Origin of the sequence: Flavobacterium sp. FlaQc-52, from assembly GCF_044007495.1 — a bacterium.
Classification (GTDB): domain Bacteria; phylum Bacteroidota; class Bacteroidia; order Flavobacteriales; family Flavobacteriaceae; genus Flavobacterium; species Flavobacterium cupriresistens.
In genome coordinates, this window is the sequence record NZ_JBIPCV010000010.1 from 65,327 (window position 1) to 90,137 (window position 24,811).

Annotated in this window: 17 protein-coding genes; 12 read left to right on the top strand and 5 right to left on the bottom strand. The window is 36.8% G+C overall.

Features of this window, described 5'->3' with window-relative positions:
* Nucleotides 1-9: 9 nt before the first annotated feature.
* The 12 genes from ACHRV5_RS16865 (at nucleotide 10) to ACHRV5_RS16920 (ending at nucleotide 21,856) form a co-directional block, all read left to right on the top strand.
* A complete protein-coding gene (locus ACHRV5_RS16865) occupies nucleotides 10-822 on the top strand; it encodes an SDR family oxidoreductase (protein ID WP_230002274.1) in 813 nt (270 codons plus the stop codon).
* Between the two features lie 25 nt (nucleotides 823-847).
* Complete coding sequence (gene uxuA / locus ACHRV5_RS16870) at nucleotides 848-2,035, top strand: mannonate dehydratase (RefSeq protein WP_395427520.1); 1,188 nt, start codon at nucleotides 848-850, stop codon at nucleotides 2,033-2,035.
* An 812-nt stretch (nucleotides 2,036-2,847) separates the two neighbouring features.
* Nucleotides 2,848-4,527, top strand: a complete 1,680-nt coding sequence (locus ACHRV5_RS16875) for a hypothetical protein (protein ID WP_395427521.1) — start codon at nucleotides 2,848-2,850, stop codon at nucleotides 4,525-4,527.
* 165 nt (nucleotides 4,528-4,692) lie between these two features.
* On the top strand, nucleotides 4,693-8,787 hold the full coding sequence (locus ACHRV5_RS16880) for a two-component regulator propeller domain-containing protein (RefSeq protein WP_395427522.1): 4,095 nt from the start codon (nucleotides 4,693-4,695) through the stop codon (nucleotides 8,785-8,787).
* Between the two features lie 214 nt (nucleotides 8,788-9,001).
* Nucleotides 9,002-12,004, top strand: a complete 3,003-nt coding sequence (locus ACHRV5_RS16885) for a TonB-dependent receptor (protein WP_047777287.1) — start codon at nucleotides 9,002-9,004, stop codon at nucleotides 12,002-12,004.
* Nucleotides 12,005-12,022: 18 nt separating this feature from the next.
* The gene (locus ACHRV5_RS16890) at nucleotides 12,023-13,540 is read left to right on the top strand and encodes a RagB/SusD family nutrient uptake outer membrane protein (RefSeq protein WP_395427523.1); all 1,518 of its coding nucleotides are present in this window, start codon (nucleotides 12,023-12,025) and stop codon (nucleotides 13,538-13,540) included.
* Between the two features lie 21 nt (nucleotides 13,541-13,561).
* Nucleotides 13,562-14,743, top strand: a complete 1,182-nt coding sequence (locus ACHRV5_RS16895) for a glycoside hydrolase family 88 protein (RefSeq protein ID WP_395427524.1) — start codon at nucleotides 13,562-13,564, stop codon at nucleotides 14,741-14,743.
* Between the two features lie 3 nt (nucleotides 14,744-14,746).
* Nucleotides 14,747-17,173, top strand: coding sequence for a glycoside hydrolase family 2 TIM barrel-domain containing protein (locus tag ACHRV5_RS16900; protein ID WP_395427525.1), 2,427 nt, complete (start codon nucleotides 14,747-14,749; stop codon nucleotides 17,171-17,173).
* A 308-nt stretch (nucleotides 17,174-17,481) separates the two neighbouring features.
* Nucleotides 17,482-19,290, top strand: coding sequence for a glycoside hydrolase family 2 protein (locus ACHRV5_RS16905; RefSeq protein WP_395427526.1), 1,809 nt, complete (start codon nucleotides 17,482-17,484; stop codon nucleotides 19,288-19,290).
* 64 nt (nucleotides 19,291-19,354) lie between these two features.
* Nucleotides 19,355-19,915, top strand: a complete 561-nt coding sequence (locus ACHRV5_RS16910) for a DUF2911 domain-containing protein (protein ID WP_395427527.1) — start codon at nucleotides 19,355-19,357, stop codon at nucleotides 19,913-19,915.
* 112 nt (nucleotides 19,916-20,027) lie between these two features.
* A complete protein-coding gene (locus tag ACHRV5_RS16915; protein WP_395427528.1) occupies nucleotides 20,028-21,422 on the top strand; it encodes a serine hydrolase domain-containing protein in 1,395 nt (464 codons plus the stop codon).
* Nucleotides 21,423-21,523: 101 nt separating this feature from the next.
* Entirely contained in the window at nucleotides 21,524-21,856 is a 333-nt protein-coding gene (locus ACHRV5_RS16920; protein ID WP_047777358.1) for a YegP family protein, read from the top strand.
* A gap of 121 nt (nucleotides 21,857-21,977) precedes the next feature.
* On the opposite strand, the gene ACHRV5_RS16925 is transcribed toward ACHRV5_RS16920, so the two are convergent.
* The 5 genes from ACHRV5_RS16925 to ACHRV5_RS16945 form a co-directional block, all read right to left on the bottom strand.
* Complete coding sequence (locus tag ACHRV5_RS16925) at nucleotides 21,978-22,193, bottom strand: hypothetical protein (RefSeq protein WP_395427529.1); 216 nt, start codon at nucleotides 22,191-22,193, stop codon at nucleotides 21,978-21,980.
* Between the two features lie 103 nt (nucleotides 22,194-22,296).
* Nucleotides 22,297-22,614, bottom strand: a complete 318-nt coding sequence (locus tag ACHRV5_RS16930; RefSeq protein WP_395427530.1) for a DUF3817 domain-containing protein — start codon at nucleotides 22,612-22,614, stop codon at nucleotides 22,297-22,299.
* Between the two features lie 2 nt (nucleotides 22,615-22,616).
* Nucleotides 22,617-23,075 carry a hypothetical protein gene (locus ACHRV5_RS16935; RefSeq protein WP_395427531.1) on the bottom strand — a complete coding sequence of 153 codons (459 nt, stop codon included), beginning with the start codon at nucleotides 23,073-23,075 and terminating at the stop codon, nucleotides 22,617-22,619.
* Between the two features lie 67 nt (nucleotides 23,076-23,142).
* Nucleotides 23,143-23,739 (bottom strand): TetR/AcrR family transcriptional regulator, encoded by a 597-nt coding sequence (locus tag ACHRV5_RS16940; RefSeq protein ID WP_395427532.1) that lies wholly within the window; start codon nucleotides 23,737-23,739, stop codon nucleotides 23,143-23,145.
* Between the two features lie 297 nt (nucleotides 23,740-24,036).
* Nucleotides 24,037-24,213, bottom strand: a complete 177-nt coding sequence (locus tag ACHRV5_RS16945) for a histone H1 (protein WP_047777269.1) — start codon at nucleotides 24,211-24,213, stop codon at nucleotides 24,037-24,039.
* Nucleotides 24,214-24,811: the final 598 nt, after the last annotated feature.

Below are 24,811 nucleotides of genomic sequence, written 5' to 3' on the forward strand. Positions count from 1 at the left end.
TAACTCAATATGGATTCAATATTTAATCTAAAAGGCAAAATTGCACTTATTACAGGTGGTGCGGGCGTACTTGGAAGCAATATGGCAAAAGTACTCGCCAAACAAGGCGTTATCACAGGAATCGTATCACAATCTATTGAAAAAGCAACTAAAACTGCCGCAGCAATTACGGACAATGGCGGAACGGCTTTTGCCATTCAGGCCAATGTTTTAAACAAAGAAGAACTCGAAAAAGCAAAAGATTTTATTGTTGAAAAATACGGTCGCTTGGATATTCTCATCAATGCAGCCGGAGGAAATATGCCTGGAGCCACCATCAGCCCCGATCAAGCAATTTATGATCTGAAAACCGAAGATTTGCAAAAAGTTATTGATCTGAATATTATCGGAACAATGCTTCCTTCGCAAGTGTTCTCAACCCTTTTTGCTAAACAAAAAGAGGGAATCATTATCAACATCTCATCGGCATCGGCACAAAGACCTTTGACAAGAGTTGTGGGATACTCCGCTTCAAAAGCAGCAATAGACAATTTCACACAATGGATGTCGGTTGAATTGGCTTCAAAATATGGAGAAGGCATTCGGGTTAATGCTATTTCACCGGGCTTTTTTATCGGGGAACAAAATCGCGCGCTATTGTTGACACCGGATGGAAAGTTAACTCCAAGAGGTGAAAAAATTATTGACCACACTCCCATGGGAAGATTTGGAACACCGGATGATATTGACGGAGCACTACTGTTTTTATGCAGCGACATGTCAAAATTTGTAACAGGAACAATCTTAAAAGTCGACGGAGGTTTTGCCGCTTCCAGCATTTAAAAACAACTACCAAATACTATATTAAATGGAACAAACGTTACGATGGTTCGGACCACAAGACCCGGTTTCTTTACAAGATATTTTACAAACCGGAGCAACTGGAATTGTAACCGCATTACACCATATTCCCAATGGAGAGATATGGCCAATCAACGAAATACTCAAACGAAAAGTCGAAATTGAACATAAAAATGGGGATCCAAAAAAGGAAGCCTCCGGTTTGATTTGGTCAGTTGTAGAAAGTATTCCGGTCCATGAAGACATTAAAAAACAAACCGGAAAATACTTAGAGTATATTGAAAATTATAAAGAAAGCATTCGCAATTTGGCTTTATGCGGAATAAAATGTGTTTGCTACAATTTCATGCCGGTTTTAGACTGGTCAAGAACGGACTTGTCTTATGAAATGCCGGATGGTTCAAAAGCCTTGCTTTTTGATGGTATTACATTTGCGGCTTTTGAATTGTTTATTTTGAAAAGACCCGGAGCAGAAGCCACCTATACGGAGGCACAAATTAAAAAAGCGACCAAATACTTCGAATTATTGACGGAGGTCGATAAACTAAAACTGCAACAAAACATTCTTGCCGGACTTCCAGGGGCGGAAGAAGCCTATACGGTTGAGGATTTCCTACTGACTTTAAAAGGCTATAATCATATTGACAGACAAAAATTAAAGGAAAATCTCTTTTTCTTTTTGAGAGAAATCATTCCCGTAGCTGAAAAAGCAGGTGTTTTAATGGCCATTCATCCGGATGATCCACCCTTCCCGATTTTAGGCTTACCACGAATTGTAAGCACCGAAGAGGATTTAATTGAATTAATGGGTGCCATTGATTCCAAATCAAATGGTTTTACGATGTGTACCGGTTCATATGGCGTAAGAGCTGACAATGATTTGCCCGGAATGGTGCAACGTCATGGTGATAAGATGAATTTTATACACCTAAGAAGTACAAAAAGAGAGGAAGAAGACCGTTTTTTTGAAGCCAATCATTTAGAGGGTGATGTCGATATGTATGAAGTAGTAAAAGCGATTCTGGAAGTCGAGAAACGAAACGGAAGTACTTTACCAATGCGTCCAGATCACGGTCATCAAATGCTCGATGATTTAAATAAAAAAACAAATCCCGGATATTCCGCGATCGGTCGTTTAAGAGGTTTAGCCGAATTAAGAGGGCTTGAAATGGGGATTAAAAAATCAATTGTTTAAAAAAGAATGTCTATAAAACCGGAAATAGTAAGATAGCACGCAGATCTGGCAGATTTGGCGGATTCTCGCGAAAGCAATCAAAAAAATCTGCTTTAACTTTTGTTGAATGTCTTTAAAACAGGAAATATTAAAATAGCACGCAGATTTGGCGGATTCTCGCAAAAGCAATCAAAAAAATCTGCTTTAACTTTTGTTGAATGTCTTTAAAACAGGAAATAATAAAATAGCACGCAGATCTGGCAGATTTGGCGGATTCTCGCAAAAGCAATAAAAAAATCTGCTTTAACTTTTGTAGAATGTCTTTAAAACAGGGAATAATAAAATAGCACGCAGATTTAGCAGATTCGGCGGATTCTCGCGAAAGCAATCAAAAAAATCTGCTTTAACTTTTGTAGAATGTTTTTAAAACAGGAAATAATAAAATAGCACGCAGATCTGGCGGATTTGGCGGATTCTCGCGAAAGCAATCAAAAAAATCTGCTTTAACTTTTGTAGAATGTCTTTAAAACAGGAAATAATAAAATAGCACGCAGATCTGGCAGATTTGGCGGATTCTCGTAAAAGCGATAAAAAAATCTGCTTTAAATTTTGTAGAATGTGTTTAAAACAGGAAATAATAAAATAGCACGTAGATTCAGCAGATTCTAGCAAAGAAATGAAAAAAAAATCTGCCAAATCTGCCAAATCTGCGTGAAAAAAACCACCTCTCTTCAAATCATTTGAATCACTTGAATCTGTGGCATTATAAAAAAAGTTTGAGAACTAACCACCCCAAACTCATCACAAAAAAACATTGCAAACTACTAACTATCATGACTTTCAAAAACCAATTAACCAAAAAAAACCGCTGGAACTATTATGGTATTTTTATAAGTACGCTACTTATACCCCTAAACGCAATTAGCCAGCAGTTACCCAAAATCCTAAACACACAACAAAAATCAGTAACCACTTACCTACCCGATTTTAGTTATGCAGGCTATCATTTTGGAGAAACAAACTTACCTGAAGTTCAAGGAAAAATAATCAATGCGGTCGATTTTGGTGTAAAAGCAAATGATGAATTAGACGATTCGAAAGCTTTATTAAAAGCAATAAAAGCCGCCAATGCAATAGAAGGAAATGTCATTTTGCAATTACCCGCAGGAAGAATCATTTTAAGCACCATTTTATACCTCGAAAGAAGCAATTTTGTACTTCGCGGCACAGGATCGGGCAAAAACGGAACAGAGTTTTATTGTCCGAGACCAATGATGTACTTAAAAGACCCTGAATCATTAGCCGAATTAAGGGAATACCTGACTACTTTTGACAAAAGACAGCGGGAGAACGAAAACAATATCGACTTGGCTTTTTCGCAATACGCCTGGTCCGGAGGTTTTATCTGGACACAAATTCCAAATGAACGCGTAAAATCCTATCTTGATAAATACGAACCCACTCCAATTGTTCTGGCTAAAGTCAGCAGTGGTACTATGGGCGAGCATACCATAACCGTTTCGGACTTAAACGGGTTGAAAGTTGGCGCTGTCGTAGAATTACAATTATTTAATAAGGACGGCGAAAATGGCGAAATTATTAAAGATTTATACCAAGGTGCTCCTGTAAAACCGGGTTCACACCATTGGAAATTTCCAAAATTACCCATCGTAAGACAACAAGTAGAAATTACTAAAATTTCAGGTTCTAAAATTACTCTAAAAACACCTTTGACTATTGGCATCAAACCCAGTTATCAGGCACAATTGGTAGAATGGAAACATTTAAACGAAGTCGGGATTGAACATCTTCGTTTTACATTTCCGGATATTCCGAGAGTAGCACATCATGTTGAACCGGGAAATAATGGTGTTTTTCTAACCCGTGTTTTTAACAGTTGGGTCAAAGATGTGACCATAACCAATGCAGACAGCGGAATTTTGGCAGAAGAAATCGCCAATGTCACCATACAAGATATCGTAACCGACGGAAATCATATGGCACATTATACCGTTACTTTAGGAGGTGTACATAATGTTTTAGTAAAGAATCTAAAGGTGTACAATAAAGCCGTTCATCCTTTAAGTTTCAACACATTTGCTACTAAAAATGTGTATCAGAATTGCGAGGTTTTTGCAGATCCGCTTTTGGATCAGCACTCGGGTGCCAATCATCAGAATTTATTCGATCATATAACGGTTCATTTAACTCCGGATAACACCAACAGTTATGCCTTATTTGGCGGTGGCGGTGCCGACTATTGGAAACCTTCACACGGTCCCTACAGTACTTTTTGGAATCTGAATGTACAGGTTTCAAATCCCGAAGAACATACCAAACCGGTTTTACTTTACGGCATGAAAGACGGCCCTTTCGCCAGAATTATAGGAGTAAACGGAAATACAAAATTCGAAGTAAAATACGAACCCGAGCCCTACATTGAATTTCTAAACGAATCTATGGAGAAAGTACCTTCCTTATATGATTATCAATTGAAAAAACGATTAAAATAAGTTTAGGTAAAGCTGTATCATTTACAATCACGTTAAATCACAAAGAGTAAAGAGTAAAAAGCAAAGAGCAAAGAATATAAAATAATTCGATCAAACAAAAACTTTGCGCCTTAGCGCCTTTGTGGCTCCCCCCCCCCTCTATTTTCACAATATAATTCGAATGCTATGAAAAAAAAAATAGCTCTTCTAGTTTTAGTCCTCATCACGGGAAATGTGTTTTCTCAAAATAAATACCGTCTTAAAAATATCTCGACAACCGATGGTCTTTCGCAAAGTTCTGTCATTGCCATACATCAGGATAAATTAGGGCAAATGTGGTTTGGTACGCGGGACGGACTCAATAAATACGACGGAAGCAAGTTTACCATTTTTAGAAATGACATTTCTGACAAAGCAACGATCAGCAACAATGATATTCTGGCGATTGATGAAGACAATTCGGGAAAAATATGGGTCGGAACTTACAACGGACTCAACTGTTACGATCCTGTTTCTAATACTTTCAAGAGGTATTTGCACTCCAATACCAACCACACCATTAGTAGTAATGCTGTCTGGTGTATCAAAGAAATTGGCAATGAGCTTTGGTTTGGAACCTCAAAAGGCTTGAGTATTTTCAATAAAAAAAACAAGCTGTTTACTTCTGTTTTCCATTCAGATACCGATACCTCAACTTTGCCAAGCAATAATATTCTGACTATTATAAAAACCAAAAAGCAAGAAATCTGGATTGGCACAACAAAAGGTTTATGCCGACTTACAAGCAGAAATAACGGAAAACTAACCTTTAAGAATTATCCACTAAACACTACTGATTTACTTAATGTTCAAACCATTGCAGAAGACGCGCAAGGTGATTTATGGATCGGTACCAAAAACAAAGCGCTTTTAAAACTCGATATAAAAACGCGTCAATTTGTTTCTTTTTTGCCGAATGAAAAATACAAAGAAATAAACGCAGACATTCGTTCATTAGCCATTGACAATCAAGGTTCGTTATGGATTGGCGCTTATGACGGAATCTACATTTACGGCAAAGATAAAAGTCTCCAAAAAATCAATAACAGTAATAATAGCAACGGGATTGACAAAGTAAAATCAGTTTTTATCGATAAAAAAGGTTCTGTTTGGATCGGCTGTTATTACAAAGGCGTAAACATCTGGGATGTATCTAATGTCAATTTTTCGAATTACAATCAGAATTCAAAAAAAATCCCAATGAGTTTTGATGTCATCAGTTCGATCATCACCGATAAAAACAAAAATATCTACTTTGGCACGGAAGGCGGTGGAATAACCATTTACAACCCAAATACATCGGCAACAAGTTATATCAATAGCAGTACTGGACAAAGCAATAAAAATGATATCAAATCGATGTCGCTTTCTCCCGATAATATCTTGTGGATTGGTACATTTTCTAAAGGTTTATCGGCTTACAATACCCTTTCAAAAAGAATTGAAGACAACCGCATCAGTTCGGAATTAAGCGCATTAGTAAAAGAAACCGGTGTCTATTCTATTAAAACGGAAGCCAACGGAATCGTTTGGATCGGAACTTTTGGGAAGGGCTTGATTCGATACAATTCTATTGACAAAACCTTTGTCCTTGTAGGAAACGATAATACAAAAGCCAATTTTCTAACAAACAACATTATCCGAACTCTTCTAATTGATCAAAAAAAGAGACTTTGGGTCGGAACTCAAAATGGACTTAATTGCATCTCCTTGAACAATTTCAAACCCAATCATTATTCTATACAACATTACTTTTTTGATAAACCTTCTTTGTCGGGAGATGATATACTCACACTATATCAGGACAGTCAGAACAAAATATGGGTAGGCACAAAAGCAAAAGGACTGCATTATTTTGATGGAAAAAGATTTCAGAAAATCAATCTAAAAGTCGGAAACACTGTAATTACTTCGATACATTCGATCTTAGAAGATGGTGACAAAAACCTATGGGTCAGCACGAATCAGGGAATTTTAAAATACAGTACCACTCAAAAAACGGTTGCTTTATATGATCAAAAAGATGGTTTGGCAAGTAATGAATTCAATGATAATTCGGCCTTAAAACTGGACGCCACTCAATTTTATTTTGGAAGCCCATCCGGTGCTACGTTTTTTGATGCCAAAAAAATTGTCCTGAACCGATATTCGCCACAGGTTTTAATTACAAGTCTGAAAATTAAAAATAAAACGATAAATCCAAATGACACACCGGAAATTTTAGAGAAAGGCATCAGTTACACCAAAAACATAACGCTCGACTATGACAAGGCTAATTTTTCTATCAGTTATGCCATTCCAAATTACATCCGATCAAAAAACAATCAGTACAGTTACCGCTTAATTGGTCTGGAAAACAACTGGACGACAACCAAAAATACCGAGGCCATATTTGCCATTCAAAACCCGGGAACTTATGTTTTTGAAGTAAGAGGTGCCAACAATGACGGGGTCTGGAACAGCACTCCCACTACACTTACCGTCACTGTAAATCCTGCACCATGGCGAAGTATTTGGGCTTTTTTATTGTATGGAATAACAATTGGTCTGGGATTATATGGATTGATGTGGATCATTAAATCAAAAGCCACATTAAAACAAAAACTGGAATCAGAATATCTGGAAACCAAACGCATTGAAGAAAACAATCGCATCAAACTGGATTTCTTTACGAACATTTCGCACGAATTCAGAACACCGCTGACCTTGATTCTTGGTCCCTTGCAACAAATATTGGCGGACTATAACGGAACCAACGAAATGTACAAAAAACTGTTGGTTATAGAAGGAAGTGCCAATCATCTTTTGAGTCTGATTAACCGATTAATGGATTTCAGAAAACTAGAAAGCCATCAGGTCACCTTAGAATCTGCCAATGGAAATATTGTGAAATTTACTAAAGAGATCTTTCTGTCTTTTATAGAATATGCCAAAGATGGCGGCTACCAGTACACTTTCGAATCTTCACACGAGGAAATTCAGGTGTATTTTGATTGCTACAAATTAGAGCGTGTTTTTTATAATTTGATTTCAAATGCCTTTAGATATACGCCAAAAGGAGGTGTTATTGCAATCAAAATAAGTCAGAACGCAGAAAACTTATTCATTGCGGTAGAAGATTCGGGAGTTGGAATTGCCCAAGAGCATATTGACAAAATTTTTGATTTATTTTTTGAAATTCCGACCCACAACAACGTTCAAAAAAATTACAATAAAGGCACCGGAATTGGATTGTCGATTGTAAAAAACATTGTAAAACTTCATAAAGGAACCATAAATGTGGTCAACAAAAAAACGGAAGGTGTCATTTTTACGGTCACACTTCCATTAGGGAAAGAACATCTTCGACCAGAAGAAATCATTAAGGATTTTAGAATCAGTGATGCTATTGAACAGTATACAGCACAACTAGTTCCTAATGAAACAACAGAACCGGAAGACATTGACGATTATGTAGTGAATGCCGAAAAACAAACGATACTACTTGTGGAAGACCATAAAGTGCTGAGAGACTTCATGAAAAACCTGCTTAAAAAAGAGTATAACATTCTGGTTGCCGACAACGGAAAAACGGCCTTAGAAAAAGCCATTCAATATGTACCCAATTTAATTATCAGTGATGTTATTATGCCCGAAATGGTTGGTACCGAGCTTTGTTCCAAAATAAAAGAAAACCTGAAAACCAGTCATATTCCTGTAATATTACTGACTTCACGATCTTCTTTGGTTTACAAATTTGAAGGATTGGAAAGTGGCGCTGATGATTATATCAGTAAACCTTTTAATTTAATTGAATTTAAACTCCGTATTAAAAATCTGCTCCATTCAACGGAACGATTAAAAGCAAAATTCTCAAGCGAAGACAATTTTGTTCCGGCAGAAATAACGGTATCTTCCATAGACGAAGCATTATTAAAAAAAGCCTTCCGTATTGTAGAAGACAATATCTCCAACGAGCAATTTGACATTCCTTTTTTCTGCTCCGAACTAGGGGTAAGTCGCACGATGTTATTTCTAAAAGTAAAAGCTTGGACGAACTTCACGCCAAATGAATTCATTCATGAAATAAGATTAAAACGAGCCGCCCAATTGTTGGAACAAAACAAACTAAACGTTTCTGAAGTCAGTTATAAGGTAGGTTTTAACAACCCCAAATACTTTAGCAAATGTTTTCAAAAAAGATATGGAAAAACTCCGTCACAATTTGCTGACAAATTTTCTAAACCGTTGTCCGTATTTTAAAAAGTCCTTTATTTTCAGGGCTTAAAAAAGGGTGTCTGTATTTTTAGATACCCTTTTTTGTACTTCTATATCGCTTGTGCCTAATACATTTGTGGTATGAAAGTCAAAAAAACAAAATTCATATTACTCCAAATTCTCTTCATGATGCTGATAATAGGAATGAGTTTATTGCTTTTTTATTTTAGCTAACATTAACCTTTAAACCAAAAAATGAATGTTTACAAACCAAAAAATTAAGTCGTTTAAATGGTGTTTCCTGGTACTCTTTTTACTGGGAATTACTATTGTGAATGCACAGGAGAGAAAAGTCACCGGAAAAGTTACTTCCAGTGAAGACTTACTCGGGCTTCCTGGTGCTAATGTATATATCAAGGGATCTTCTGTAGGAGCCACTGCCGATATGGATGGGAATTATGCTGTTTTTGTTTCAGAAAAAAATGCTGTACTTGTTTTCAACTTTATAGGATATCAGTCGGTCGAAATTCCGGTCGGCAATAAAACCGTTGTCAATATTAGTCTAAAACCCGATACCAAAAATCTGGATGAAGTAATTGTGATCGGTTACGGAACCCGCAAAAAGAGCGACATTACAGGTTCTGTATCTTCTGTAACGGCAAAAGAATTAACTGCCTATCCCTTATTAAATGCCGAACAAGCTTTACAAGGGCGTGCAGCGGGGGTTTCTGTACAATCCAATAATGGTGGTGAACCGGGCGCTCCGATAAAAATCAGAGTTCGTGGAGGTACTTCGATTAATGCCAGTGGAGACGCGCTTGTTGTGGTGGATGGTTTTGCAGGGGTTTCTATGCCTGCACCTCAGGACATCGCCTCTATTGAAGTATTAAAAGATGCCTCAGCAACTGCTATTTACGGATCAAGGGGATCTAACGGGGTTATTATTGTTACCACCAAAAAAGGAAAACCGGGAAAACCGGTTATTGAATTCAGTAATTCAACTTCCGTACAATCTGTCAATAACAAATTGGATTTATTAAATGCCGATCAGTTTGTGGCGTACCGAAAAAGTTTTACTACACATACAGCAGGACCAGCAAACACAGACTGGCAGGATGTCATTTATCGTGACGGGATGATTTCGAATAACCAATTGTCTTTTTCCGGAGGATCGGAAAAAGTAAGGTATTATGTTTCAGGAAATTATTTCAATCAAAATGGCGTTGTAATTAATTCCGGAATTGATAAGTATTCGATTGTAAGCAATTTAGAAGCCGATTTAAGCGACCGATTTAAAGTAGGTTTGAATACCTTTCAAAGCAAACAAAATAAAGAAGGAATTATTTCTCAAACCGGTGCAGGCGGAACCGGAGCTGCCGGTGTAATTGCTGCCGCTTACCGTTTTATGCCGGATCAAGGCATCTACAAGCCCGACGGAAGCTATACTTCTACTGCTCCTATTGGGGATGATATTGACAATCCGTATGCAACAGCAATGGAAAATGTTTTAGAAACCGTTTCTGTAGTAAGCAGAAATAATTTCTTCGCCACTTATAAAATCACACCTGACCTCGAATTTAAAACCACTTTAGGTTTATCGGATTCCAACTCTCAAACCGGAAGATTTATTCCGTCCACTTTAATTGCAGGGAAAAATATCAAAGGAGAAGCTTCTGTAAGCAACAACCGAAATTCCTCTTTCCTGACCGAAAATTATCTGACATACAAAAAAGAGATTATCACAAAAGGAATCCTGACTGTTCTTGGAGGGTACTCCTATCAGAAAAATAAAAACGAAACTTCTTTTGCAGCCTCAAGAGGATTTTTGACCAATACCAATTCCTATCATAATTTAGGCGCCGGAACGGTCTTCTTAAAACCGGATTCTTCTTTATCAGAAACCGAGTTGATCTCGGCTTTCGGAAGGCTAAACTTTGATTACGACGATAAATACTTACTAACGTTTACGGCCAGACGTGACGGTTCATCGAGTTTCAGTAAAAACTATAAATATGGAACTTTCCCATCGGGAGCCATTGGCTGGAACATCGCTAAAGAACAGTTCTTAAAAGACAATAAAACGATTTCTAATCTTAAGCTAAGAGCCAGTTATGGTGCTACAGGAAATCCTTCCATTGGTGCTTATTCTACGCTGTCCAGATTCTCTGAGATATATGATGTGAGTGGTGACGTAATTGTAAATGCAGTTCAATTAACATCATTGGACAATCCAAACTTAAAATGGGAAACCTCCTATCAACAAGATTACGGGATCGATTTAGGTTTGTTTGATAATCGTATAAGTTTAACCGCCGATTATTATAAAACGATTACCAAAGACTTGCTGTTCAACAGACCTTTACCGGGAGTTTCAGGAATTGCCTCGCAACTTCAGAATGTTGGAGAACTAGAGAATAAAGGTTGGGAATTGGGAATTAACTCTAAAAACTTTATCGGAGCCGATTTTACCTGGTCGACCAGTTTTAATATTTCATCCAACAAAAATAAAGTATTGAAATTAGCCGATAACAAAGACCTTCTTATCAACTCGACACCAGGGCATTTCCTTGCAACGGAATCTCAGATTTTGAGAGTTGGACAGCCGGTTGGTTCCTTCTTCGGATTTGTTTATGATGGTGTGATTCAACAGGGAGAAACCGTACTTCCGGGGAATTTTGAAACGGCTCCGGGTGGAGAAAAATTCAAAGATGTAAACGGTGACGGAAAATTAGATTCGAATGACAAGACCATTATCGGAAATCCAAATCCGAACTTCATCTTCGGTTTAAACAATGATTTCACCTATAAAAATTTAGACTTAAATATTTTCTTCCAGGGTTCAGAAGGGAATCAAATTCTGAATTATACTTTAATGGAACTGGCTTCAGGAAACAATAATGCAACAACAGAAGTTTTAGATGCCTGGACTCCGACGCACACCGACACCAATGTTCCGGCCAATGCAGCGAGAACCAAAAGAGTAACGTCTAGATTTGTATACGATGCAAGTTATATCCGTTTGAAAAACATCTCACTTGGATACAGCTTAAATGAAAAAATTGTTTCGAAAATGGGGCTGAGTAAAGTCCGTTTTTTCATCAGTGCGCAAAATATCTGGACCATTACCGACTATCCGGGTTCTGATCCGGAGGGTAATTATCTGAATGATACCAATGCCAGAAGTAATACCAACTTGGGTCTGGAATATGGAAGTTACCCAAATGTGAGAACATTTACGTTCGGATTTAATTTAAAATTTTAGTCAAATACCATCACTATCATGAAAAAATATATCGCTTTTATTTTCCTGGGAATATTCGCCTTCGGATGCTCTGATTTAGAAGAACATCCCGTAGGAATCATTCGTCCGGATAACTTTTTTAATAATACAGACGATTTGCAAGCCGCTGTAAATGGAAGTTTTGCCAATATCGCTCACAACAACTACTGGGGAAGAGAGTTTACCATTGCCCTGATGCTTAGAGATGATATGTCCGATATTGGAGACCGAACCACTCAGGCAGCAAGGATTGATGTAAACGATTTTAGAATGAACGACACCAATGCACTGGTTGCCAACTTCTGGCCACAATCGTTTATCATCATTGCCGCAGCCAATCAGGCGATCGAAGGCGCTAAAAAAACGCCCGGTGATCCTGCAAAAGTAAACGCTATTGTTGCTCAGGCTTATTTCGCAAGAGCTTTTACTTACTATCATTTGGTTCGCATCTTTGGAGATGTTCCGTATATCGATTTTGCCGTAAACGAAGTTTCACAGGTCGATAAATTAAGCCGAACCAAAGAAGCAGTGGTATATGCCAAAATCATTGAGGATTTGGAATTTGCAAAAAAATGGCTGGATGACAAACCAAAAGTAAAAGCCGTTCCCGGAAAAGGAACTGCAGCAGGTTATTTGGCTTCGGTGTATTTAACTTTAGGAAATTATCAAAAAGCCTATGATGAAGCCAAATACGTTATTACCAATGAGGCAAAATTCGGTTTAGGCCTGGATGCTGATTTTCAGGATTTATTTAATGCTACAAAAGCAGCATCACTAAAAGAGCCATTATTTACAATTGATTTTAACAACTTAACCTCCGGAAATTACGGTCAGGACTATACCGCCTTTTTTACAGGTTCCTTAAAAGATGATAGTTATAGTTATGGACAGGGGTTTTCTGTGGCTGTACCTTCTTTAAAAGTTTTTAACGACTGGGATCAGAGAGATTACAGAAGAGCGGTAAGTTTTGACACTATCATCAGAAAAAAAACAGGCCCGGGTGGTGCTTTGCAAATTTATCCTTCAAGCGATAACGAAAAAGCGCCACGCCCTCATATTGCCAAATACTATCGTTTTCCGGGTAAAGCAGGTGCTAACGGAAGAACTTCCCAACACAACTACATCACCATGCGTTATGCCGAAGTATTGCTGACGGCTGCTGAGGCTTTAAACGAAATTAGTCCGGGAACTTCAGAAGCGGATGGTTATGTAAACAGAGTGCGTGCCAGAGCCAGAAACAAAGCAGGCAGACAAGTTTCTTTTCCTGCAAATGTAACACCTGGATTATCTAAGACCGATTTCAGGAAAATGGTGGTTGATGAAAGAAGATTAGAACTGGCGTTTGAATACATTAGATGGTACGATATTAAAAGACTTAAAAATGGCCCTGAAGTATTTGGTCCAAATGGTTTTGAGCCTCACGCCAATTTTGATTCCAACAGAGATTATTTGTTCGCATTGCCGGGAACTGAGTTAGCGATAAATCCAAACTTAGCTCCAAACAACCCTGGCTATTAAAACATTATATTAAATTTACTTATGACTAAAGTTAATCACATACTTTTTGTTCTTGGGTTTGCATGGCTGCTTACAGCGTGCAAATCCGGGAATAATTCTCAGACTAATGCAACCGCATCTTCCGGTAATCTGCTTGAAACCCGTTATAAAATGATGTTGGAATATCCCGTAGATTCGATGGCAATGCCACGCAGCATGACCCCGGAATCCAATCTCATAAAGAAAGTACCTTCGCGAGATTGGACCAGTGGTTTTTTTGCCGGAAACTTATGGCAATTGTATCGACTAACAGGCAATTCCGAATACAAAAAACAAGCAGAAAAGTGGACACCATTCAGCAAAAAAGAAAGTGTAAATCGTGGTTCTCATGATGTGGGATTTAAGGTGTATTGTGCCTTTGGAGAAGGTTTAAAAGTAACCAATAATCCGGAATACAAAAAAACGATTATCAAAGGAGCTGAAACCTTATGTACCCGTTTTAATGAAAAAGTAGGTGCGATCCGTTCCTGGGATTTCAATAAAGACATTTGGGAATATCCGGTCATCATTGATAATATGATGAATTTGGAATTACTTTTTGAGGCTACTAAATTATCCGGTAACAAAAAGTATCAGGATATCGCCATCAAACATGCCAATACCACACTCAAAAATCAATTTAGAAAAGACAACAGCTGTTACCATGTGGTGGTTTACGACACCATTACGGGAGCTGTAAAAAAGAAAACGACTTTACAGGGATACAATGACGATTCGGCTTGGGCACGAGGTCAGGCCTGGGCGGTTTACGGATTTACCATGTCGTATCGTTATACAAAAGACAAGGCCTACATCGATCAGGCGGAAGCAACCGCAAAGTTTTTTATGACGAATAAAAACCTGCCCGAAGATGGGATTCCGTATTGGGATTTTAACGATCCTGGTATTCCAAATGCGGCACGTGATGTTTCTGCAGCCACCATTATGGCCTCAGCTTTATACGAACTTTATGGCTACACCAAAAACAAAACATATTTGACTTATGCCAACAAAGTAATCCAAACTTTAAGTTCTGATCAATATATTTTAGACTCTAAAATCAACGCACCCTTTATCTTCGGTCATAGCACAGGAAACTGGCCCAAACACGACGAAATTGACGAGCCAATCGTTTATGCCGATTATTACTTTCTGGAAGCAGTATTAAGAAAAAAAGACTTATAACGTATGAGAAAATTATCTTACCGCTACAAGTTTGTTTTTACATTCCTTTTTGTTTTTTATTTTGGTTGTAACATTCTTTCTGCTCAGACCAATACCGATCGTACCAAAACAAATCTCAACGACAATTGGCTTTATTTAGAAAACGGTACTGCAAACCTCAAAGAGGCACAAAAAGCAATCAATTGGGCTCCAATAAGTTTACCGCATAGTTGGAACAGCGAAGATGCAACCGATTTAATTCCGGGTTACAGACGGGATGTGAGCTGGTATCAAAAAATGCTCAACATCACAAAAATAGATCAAAACCGACGTTATTTTTTATATTTCGAAGGCTCCAATGTCACTACCAAAGTATATGTAAACGGCAAAGAAGCAGGCGGTCATATTGGTGGTTATATTGGTTTTACAATCGATATTACAGATTATATCAAAGAAGGAAATAATGAACTTTTTGTACGTGTAGACAACAGTTATGATATTGAAATTATTCCATCGCAAAAAAGTGATTTTTTTATCTACGGAGGAATTACGCGGGATGTTTGGCTGGTTTCTAAATACAAAAACAACATTGCCAATCTGAAAATTACAACTCCCGAAGTATCGGACAAAAAAGCGTCCTTAAATGTTAGTGCGTCAATAGAAAATCCGCAAGAACTAAAGGGACTTTCATTAAGTGTTATCCTTAAAAATCCAAAAGGAAAAAAAGTCGCAGGCAAAACCATTTCCGTTACCGATAAAACAGTAAACATAAGCTTTGAGAATCTTAAAAATCCGGAATTGTGGGATACTCAAAAACCTAATTTATATACGATCACCGCTGTGCTCTCAGAAAAAAATACCGTCAGAGACAGCACTAGCGAAAAAGTTGGTTTCAGATGGTTTGAGTTTAAGGATCACGGTGCTTTTTACCTTAACGGAAAAAGACTTCTGATTCGTGGCACACACCGACATGAGGAACAAGCCGGTGTTGGCGCTGCCATGAGTAATGCACAACATCGCGCCGACATGGAATCCATAAAAAAAATGGGCGCCAATTTTGTTCGTCTCGCCCATTACCCGCAAGATCCTGAAATCTACAAAGCCTGTGATGAACTTGGTCTTTTGGTTTGGGATGAATTGCCTTGGTGTCGTGGCGGAATTGGAGATGAACTCTGGAAAACAAATACCAAAAACATGCTGGTTGAAATCATCGAACAGAATTACAACCATCCGAGTATTATCATTTGGTCTTTAGGGAACGAAATGAACTGGCTTCCTGACTTTCCGGATGGAGACAATACCGAGAAAACGAATGCTTTTTTAACCCAACTAAATGATATTGCGCATCAACTTGATCCAAAAAGAAAAACCGCGATCAGAAAGTATTATGAAGGCTCACAAATTGTAGACGTCTTCTCCCCTTCTATCTGGTCGGGCTGGTACTCCGGCAGCTACAAAAGTTACCAAAAAGCGATTGATGTTTACAAAAAAGAATACAAGCATTTTATTCATGCTGAATATGGTGGTGACAGTCATGTTGGGCGTCACAGCGAAAACCCGATCACCGGCGAAAACATCATAAAAGCGGAAGGATGGGAAGAAGCCATCGTGCAAACCAAAGTAGCCAATATTGCTCAAATTGGCGATTGGAGCGAAAATTACATTGTAGATTTATTCGACTGGCATTTGCATATCTCTGAAAATGATCCAACGTTTGTGGGAAATGTGCAATGGGCATTTAAGGACTTTGCAACACCATTACGCCCCGAAGACGATATCCCATACATGAACCAAAAAGGACTGGTAGACCGAAACGGAATTCCAAAAGATGCCTATTATGTCTTTAAAAGCTACTGGAGCGACGAGCCTTTCACGTACATCGAATCACACACCTGGACCGAACGCCAAGGGCCTGAGAATACGCCAAGAGTTTTAAGTGTTTTTAGCAATTGCGAAAAAGTGACTTTATTTCACGACGGAAAATCACTGGGTGAAAAACAAAGAAATACCACGGTTTATCCGGCATGTGGTTTAACCTGGGACGTTACTTTCAAAAAGGGAGAAAATACGTTAATTGCCATTGGAAAAAACAAAAGTGGAAAAACGGTCTCGGATACTATAAAAGTAAACTATCGATTTATTAAAAATGAAGCAGCCGTTTCTTTACAATTGTCTTCGGAAAAGTTAAAAAATGGAAATTATCTGGTAACCGCTATTGCGATAGACCACAACAATTTGCGTTGTTTAGATTATGAAGAGAGTGTCTATTTTCAATGTTTGAAAGGTGGAAAAACAATCAAAAATCAAGGAACACCTACCGGAAGTGAATCGATTCGAATGGCTAATGGAAAAGCGGCAATAGAAGTGATTCCAAATGGCACCGGAGCTCCGATTGAAATGACCGTATTAAATCAGAATTTTAAGGGCGAATATTTAAAAATACAACCATGATAAAAGTGGGAGTGAATAATTTTAACCGCAAAGTGCGATAAGAAAAAGGGCTAAGGCCACTAAGGTTAAACTTGTGGCCTACTTTTACTTTGCAAAACTTAATGCTCTTTGCCGTTATTTTAAAGCCTGAACTCAATTAATATTTAAATTATAAATCATTGTTTATCAGTATTTAAAATGCTTTTTTTTTATCTCCTACAAGGTTACAAAAAGACCTTGCAGGAAAACCGTACTATTTAAAAATTAGCAACTTAATACCATAACTTCGATTTAAAGCATTTTAACAAACCCATCTAATGATACTAAAAATGAAAAAATTACTAACCCTATTATTTCTTACCACGTCTGTTTTTGGGTTCGCACAAAATTTAATTTCCAACGTCTCCAACAGAAATACCACTTCGTTAAACGGGGTTTGGAATTACATTGTTGATCCTTACGAGACGGGTTATTACAGTTTTCACCACGATGTTTATGACAAACAAGCCAAACCTTCAAATGCGGCTTATTTTAATAATTATCATGCCGTAAACAAACAGGAATTAGTAGAATATAATTTTGATACTTCTCCCAAAATAAACATCCCGGGAGATTGGAATTCGCAGGTTCCGGAACTAAAATATTACGAAGGAAATGTATGGTTCAAAAAATCTTTTGATTACAATCTAAAAGAAAAAAAACGTCTCTTTGTCTACATTGGCGCCATTAACTACAAAGCAGATGTGTATTTAAACGGCAAAAAACTAGGCACACATGAAGGAGGTTTTACACCCTTTAATTATGAAGTTACCTCAATTGTAAAACCAAAGGACAATTATCTAGTAATTAAAGTAGACAACACCCGCCACAAAGAAGATGTCCCGACACTAAATACAGATTGGTGGAACTACGGCGGAATTACGCGCGACGTTACCTTAATCGAAGAATCAGCATCTTTTGTAGAAGATTATACGATTCAATTGGACAAAAAGAATCAAAACAAAATTTCCGGTTTTGTCAAAATCAATAACTTAAATCCGGAACAGAATACGGTCACCATCACCATTCCGGAATTGAAAATTAAATACAAAGCTAAAGTAAGCCCGGATGGCATTTTGAAATTTGAAATTCCGGTCAAAAACGTTTCTTACTGGTCTCCCGAAAATCCAAAATTATATCAGGTGACCGTTGATTTTAACGGTGAAAAACTAGAGGATACCATTGGCTTTAGAACGATCGAAACACAAGGCGACAAAATTCTGTTAAACGGAAAACAGCTCTTCTTGCGAGGGATCTCCATTCATGAAGAAAATGCCAAAGGCGGACGCGCCAATTCTGAAGAAGATGCCTTGCGTTTGCTTAATTGGGCCAAGGAATTAGGTTGCAATTATGTACGTCTTGCGCATTATCCGCATAACGAAAACATCATCAGAATGGCCGATAAACTAGGCTTGATGGTTTGGGAAGAAATCCCCGTGTACTGGACCGTAGAATTCACCAGAAAAGAAACCTACAACAATGCACAAGAGCAACTAACGGCTGCCATAACAAGAGATAAAAACAGAGCTTGTATTATCATTTGGTCTATGGCTAATGAAACACCAATTTCTGATGCCAGAAATACCTTTATCCAAAATCTGGTTGCCCATACCAAATCATTAGACAATACGAGGTTAATCAGTGCGGCCTTATTGACACAAACAAGTGAAGGATTTGGAACTATAAATGATGCCATTGGCGAATCTCTGGATATCATTTCCTTTAACCAATATTTAGGCTGGTACGGTGGTAATCTGGAAGATGCGGAAAAAGTGCTTTGGAAAACCAAATACAACAAACCCGTTATAGTTTCTGAGTTCGGAGGAGATGCCAAAGCTGGCTTACATGGCGACAAAAAAGAACGCTGGACCGAAGAATATCAAGAATACTTGTACATTCAGAATCTTAAAATGATCGAAAAAATACCTCATCTGAGCGGATTAAGTCCTTGGATTTTAGTTGATTTCAGATCTCCAAGAAGGCTGTTACCGGGAATTCAGGACGAATACAACCGTAAAGGCCTGATCTCAAACGAGGGTCAGAAGAAGAAAGCTTTTTACATTATGCGTGATTGGTACGAAAAAAAGAAAAAGGAATAAGGTTTTAGTTTTTCTATACATAATTCTCTTATTTTTGTATAAACTACATTAAAAATACTACATTATGAAAAACTTTAGTTTACTTACCCTTCTCTTATTATTTGTCTTTTCTGTTAACGCTCAAGAGGTTAAATTCCCTGCTTTAGATGCCAGTCCGGCAGATATTGCTTATTTCCCGAATAAAGCGGTAAAGTTTAAAAAAACCGACACTACACTTCCGTCGATAAAAGTGATTTATTCAAGACCTTCAGCTAAAGGTCGCTCTATTTTTGGTGAATTAATTCCTTTTGGTGAAGTATGGCGTGTAGGGGCAAATGAAAATACAGAGATTAAATTTTACAAGCCGGCTACAATCAATGGTATTGCAGTTCCTGCAGGTACTTACAGTCTTTTTGCCATTCCTGAAAAAGACAAATGGACCGTTATCATCAACAAAGAAATTGACTTATGGGGTGGATATGCTTACGATCAAAGCAAAGACCTGGTAAGAATTGTGATTCCGGTTAAAGCCATAACAACTCCGGTAGAGGCGTTATCGATTGCTTTTACAACTCAGGGTGCAGTTACCAATTTGGTTATTGGCTGGGATAAAACAACGGTTGAAGTTCCGATTACGCTTAAGTAAGTTGAACTAAACTTCTAAAATAAAAAAGAGACACTAAATTTATTAATTAAGTGTCTCTTTTTTTTATAACTTTCGTTAATTAACTAACAAGCAATATTTTAAAACCAAAATAATGAAAAAATACTATTTGCAGCTGTTATTTTTATTGACGATTTATTCCGGTTATTCACAACAAAAATTCAAAATTACATACGAACAATTAAAAGAATATGAAGGTATTTATGAATATGTAAATAAAGGAACTCTTAAAATAGCGGCTTCACCTAAAGACACCGTTTTATATGCCATTATTAACGAAAGCAAATACAAATTAAAAGCAATTGACAAAGATATTTTTCAAAACATGTCCAACGAAAAAGTGACTTTTTTGAGAAAAGATGGAGCTGTCACCGGTTATGCTTCAGAAGGAACTACTTTTAATTTAATTACAAAAAAAGTCGTTTTCCCCAAAGAAATGTGGTACGCAAGACCAAATGCAAAAGACTTTAAATACGTCTATGTACAGCCCAAACAAGATACAGACGGACTACCGACAGGAAATCTTGATTATACCGGATTAGACAAGTCTTTATTGAATGAAATGATGCAAAAAATTGTAGACGGTAGCTTTCCAAACGTCCACAGTGTTTTGATTATAAAAGATGGAAAATTGGTATTTGAAGAATATTTTTATGAATACAATAAAGCCAAACTACACGAGTTAAGATCTGCCACCAAAAGTTTTGTTTCTGCCCTTACCGGAATCGCCATTGACAAAGGGTATATAGAAAACAAAGAGGTCACTGTACTTTCCTATTTTCCCGAATATACTTTTAAAAATCTTACCGAAGACAAAAGACTAATTTCGATTAAAAACCTTTTGACCAATCAAAGTGGTTTAGATTGTGATGTAAGTAATGCAAAATCAGAAGGAAATGAAACGGTAATGAATTCTTCTCCCGACTGGATTCAATATACCTTAGATTTACCAATGGTTGATGTGCCTGGAGGAAAAGGAATGTATTGTTCCGGAAATCCAATAACACTGGGTAGAATTATCGAAAAAGCGACCAAAATGACGTTGCCTGATTTCGCCAAACAAACCCTTTTTAAAGATATAGGGATTAAAAATTTTACCTGGAATTTTAAACCCGACGCCTCAAGTGCCGAAACCTTTTGCCAACTCTATTTAAACTCAAGAGATATGGGAAAACTAGGTTTACTTTACCTTAATCGAGGTATTTGGAATGGCAAACAGGTTATTTCTACCGCTTGGGTAAAAGAATCCTTAACCAAACAATCTGTTGTTCAAGGCGTAAATTATGGTTATTTATGGTGGCTTAAATATATAGATGTAAACGGCGTACGCTACAATGGGAAAGCAGCACAAGGAAACGGCGGTCAAAAAATTTACATTTGGGAAGAGCAAAATATGGTGACCATTATTACCGGAGGCAATTACAATTCACAATCCCCAAGCGACGAAATCATCCAAAAATATATATTACCTTCTTTCAATAAAAAATAAAATTAAGAATCAATTATTTTTATTGGTTACAATTGGTACAATTAAGTTTTGTACTTTTATGAATAGCATACTATTAAATGCCTAACTTAAACAAAAATTATATGGGAAAATTTGTAATTACTACAAGAGCGAACGGTGAATTTCAATTTAATTTAAAAGCCGGAAACGGTCAGACTATTTTAACCAGCGAAGGTTATACTACAAAGGCTGCCTGTACAAACGGAATCGAATCTGTAAAAACGAACTCTCAGGATGATGCCAGATATGACAGAAAAGAATCCAGCAACGGAAAACCTTATTTCAATCTAAAATCAGGTAATGGCCAAATTATCGGGGCAAGTGAGATGTATGAAAGTACTGACGCCAGAGAAAATGGAATTGCTTCAGTAAAAACAAATGCTCAGGATGCTGCAACAGACGATCAAACGGCATAAATAACAACTATCAAACAAAAAAAAGGCTTGAAAATCTAGTGTTTTCAAGCCCTTTCTCTTTGTATTTAAATACTATCAGAACGTATTTACAAAAACGTACCAATGGTATAAATTAAAAGAATTAATCCTCCAATATTTCACAGGCAAAACCCAAATTTATGATTTCGTTTTTGATAACTGGAATCTGTACCGTTTCAATATAATCGACGCGCAAAATTTTATCACAATCTTCCAAATCAAAAATAAATGAAGCGTTTGGAAATATTCTTTTAAGTATTTTTAAAATTCTGTTGGACTGTCTTTTTGAATTCACATTTGTTTTGAAAATCTCAATCATGATTTTTCTAATTAATGGCTATTGGTGCAATTAATCTTAGCTCAATTACACCTAAGAGGTTAAGTGGTCAGTTTTATTTATTCTAAAATTCAATGAAGCTGTTCTAATTTTGATCCATTTTGATTTTGCTTAAAATTTTATGATCAATATAGAATGTCCCAAACGGAACTATACAAGCCAAAAGAACTTTCCATGTTGTGGTTTTAAACTTCCAATTCTGCTCAACACCAACACTTAAGGTATTGAATATAAAAAGCAGAAATAACGCCCCATGAATAGGCCCTATCGCTTTTGTCCCTGCAGGATTATCAAAAAAGTACTTTAGCGGAACTGCTATAAAAACTAAAATTAATAAAGATACGCCTTCAAGAAATCCCAGAATTCTTAATCGGCCAATGTTTGTTTTGAAAAAATTTATCATAATTATCTAAAAAAAGGTCTGTTTGCTAATGGAGAAAATGGCCACGGAATGGCTATGAAGATGATACTTACTGCAAGGGAAAACCAAAAAAGTATCGTTTTGAATTTGTCTTTGTCGGTTTGTTTGCGTTTTGCCACTGCCGATCCAATTGTAATCATAGCGATGGCAACAAGCATTAAAACCATATGGATTACACCGAAAAAAAAGGTGCTTAAATCTTTTGATCCCTCCGTAAAATTGTTCCAGTAATATTTAATTATGGGACTTTGAGAGTACAAGACAATTCCGATCATTAATTGTACGTGTGCAATGGTTGCGGTCCAATGTCGTACCAGATTATCCTTTTTAGAAAAGGGTGAATTATTCGTAAAGCCTTGGTAGGCTTTGATAATGGAGTAAAATAAACTTAAAAGCACCAACCATCTTACGACGGAATGCAGCAATAGTAGTGTTGGGTACATTGTTATCTTTTTTAAAATAATAATGCAAATATAAATCAAAAACATACTAGTTAGTATGTTTTTGAAACTAGTTTTTTTCCAAACTTTTTAAGTAGCGCTTAAGTTCCTTTAAATAAACTACATAACAATCATTACTATCAAAAAGTTTTCCCAAATTTCGAATTCCCCAATAGCCAGACAAAACAAAAAGAGTCACTTGTTCCTCATTAACTTCGGGTTTAATAGCACCCGAATCTTTACCTTTTTTTAAAGCAATTTGCATCGCCTCTTTGACCTCAGCCGAAAGCTTAAAAAGGGCTTCACCAAACTGCTGGTTTATTTGCGGCATTTCCTGAGTCAAATTTCCCGCCGGACAACCGTATTTTCGAAGTAGAAAAGAATTCTCTAACAATAAATACTGCATCATTTTATAAATGTCGCTGACTGCATCCTTAGAATTCAACAATGGTTTTACAAAATCTTCCTGCATCAACGGATACATAATCTCGTTAATAACGGCCAATCCCATTTCGTCTTTATTTTTAAAATGATAAAAAAAAGCGCCTTTGGTTACATTAGTGGTTGCAATTATGGTATCAATACTGGTCGCCTGATATCCCTGAGTATAAATTAACTCAAATGATTTTTGGAGAATCGAAAGTCGTGTAGAAAGTGCTTTTTTCATAAAAGATACCAATTAGTATTCTTTACAAAGAAATATAAAATAGAGGAGCTTTACAAATATTAAAAATTCTACACCGGATTCCTGTCGATTTGCTTCTCGCAAAGTCGCAGAGTCGCGAAGTTAAAAAAATCAGAACAAAACTTGGCGCCTCTGCGACTTTGCGAGATTTTTGCTACCCCACAACTTTTGAACTTTATCTGAAAAATAGTCTCTGCTCGGTCAACTTCTTTCGCATTATAAAACAAAAAACCCGACAGCTTTATAAAAACTGTCGGGTCTTATTTTTGAATACAAATATTATTTTTTTGATTCTTCGATAGAAACTTTTCTAAACTCTTTTAAAAGTTTTTCAATTTCTAAAGTTGATTTACGTGCTCTTGGTCCAGCAGCTTTAACACCTTTCTCAGTTAGTGCTTCTGCTTCTGCTTTGAATGTGTCGATTTCGGCGTTGATTTTTACTAATAGATCGTTCATGCTTATACTTATTAAATTAAGGCGCAAAAATAAAAGTTTGCTAGATAGATAACGCAAGTTTAATGTTAAAATTATGCCAGTTTTTACTGGACCGCTTAATATTAAATTAACCTGCAATACTTGCTCTTAATTATCAATCAATTACATAAAAAATAAGCTCCGAATTTGTTGCAGTTTTTTTTTAAATTTTCTCTCTCACGCCATCTATTTCGGTTAATTCTTACCATTTTCCACCGATTTCAGGATAGTCTTATTAGTTCCTATCTTCAAAAATTGCAGAAAAGCGATATAGAAATACCTCCTCTTACAATGATTAACCTGGAGTCTAGTCTATTTAATGGGTTATTACTTTTTTTTAAACGTTTGGCAATTTGATAAAGTGTCGCAAAACCTCGTAAAACTGCGAGCGAAAAAAAGCCACTGATTAAAGGATTAAAAGAATTAGATAATCTGCGCTACTTTTTTTAATCTCAAGCAAAAAAACAATTCGCGCAAATTGGTGTAATTCGTGGCGCAAAAAGTTAGCCACGAATTACACTAATTAACTCATTCTAATTGACTTTTTAGCTTGGGATTTGGAATTTGGAATTTGGAATTT

Bases quoted from the DNA above. Each gene is read 5' to 3' on its own strand.
- ACHRV5_RS16895 (WP_395427524.1), top strand. From the start codon at position 13,562: ATGACTAAAGTTAATCACATACTTTTTGTTCTTGGGTTTGCATGGCTG.
- ACHRV5_RS16935 (WP_395427531.1), bottom strand. From the start codon at position 23,075: ATGTACCCAACACTACTATTGCTGCATTCCGTCGTAAGATGGTTGGTG.
- ACHRV5_RS16875 (WP_395427521.1), top strand. From the start codon at position 2,848: ATGACTTTCAAAAACCAATTAACCAAAAAAAACCGCTGGAACTATTAT.
- ACHRV5_RS16890 (WP_395427523.1), top strand. From the start codon at position 12,023: ATGAAAAAATATATCGCTTTTATTTTCCTGGGAATATTCGCCTTCGGA.
- ACHRV5_RS16920 (WP_047777358.1), top strand. From the start codon at position 21,524: ATGGGAAAATTTGTAATTACTACAAGAGCGAACGGTGAATTTCAATTT.
- ACHRV5_RS16880 (WP_395427522.1), top strand. From the start codon at position 4,693: ATGAAAAAAAAAATAGCTCTTCTAGTTTTAGTCCTCATCACGGGAAAT.
- ACHRV5_RS16945 (WP_047777269.1), bottom strand. From the start codon at position 24,213: ATGAACGATCTATTAGTAAAAATCAACGCCGAAATCGACACATTCAAA.
- ACHRV5_RS16900 (WP_395427525.1), top strand. From the start codon at position 14,747: ATGAGAAAATTATCTTACCGCTACAAGTTTGTTTTTACATTCCTTTTT.
- ACHRV5_RS16885 (WP_047777287.1), top strand. From the start codon at position 9,002: ATGTTTACAAACCAAAAAATTAAGTCGTTTAAATGGTGTTTCCTGGTA.
- ACHRV5_RS16865 (WP_230002274.1), top strand. From the start codon at position 10: ATGGATTCAATATTTAATCTAAAAGGCAAAATTGCACTTATTACAGGT.
- ACHRV5_RS16905 (WP_395427526.1), top strand. From the start codon at position 17,482: ATGAAAAAATTACTAACCCTATTATTTCTTACCACGTCTGTTTTTGGG.
- ACHRV5_RS16910 (WP_395427527.1), top strand. From the start codon at position 19,355: ATGAAAAACTTTAGTTTACTTACCCTTCTCTTATTATTTGTCTTTTCT.
- uxuA (WP_395427520.1), top strand. From the start codon at position 848: ATGGAACAAACGTTACGATGGTTCGGACCACAAGACCCGGTTTCTTTA.
- ACHRV5_RS16925 (WP_395427529.1), bottom strand. From the start codon at position 22,193: ATGATTGAGATTTTCAAAACAAATGTGAATTCAAAAAGACAGTCCAAC.
- ACHRV5_RS16940 (WP_395427532.1), bottom strand. From the start codon at position 23,739: ATGAAAAAAGCACTTTCTACACGACTTTCGATTCTCCAAAAATCATTT.
- ACHRV5_RS16915 (WP_395427528.1), top strand. From the start codon at position 20,028: ATGAAAAAATACTATTTGCAGCTGTTATTTTTATTGACGATTTATTCC.
- ACHRV5_RS16930 (WP_395427530.1), bottom strand. From the start codon at position 22,614: ATGATAAATTTTTTCAAAACAAACATTGGCCGATTAAGAATTCTGGGA.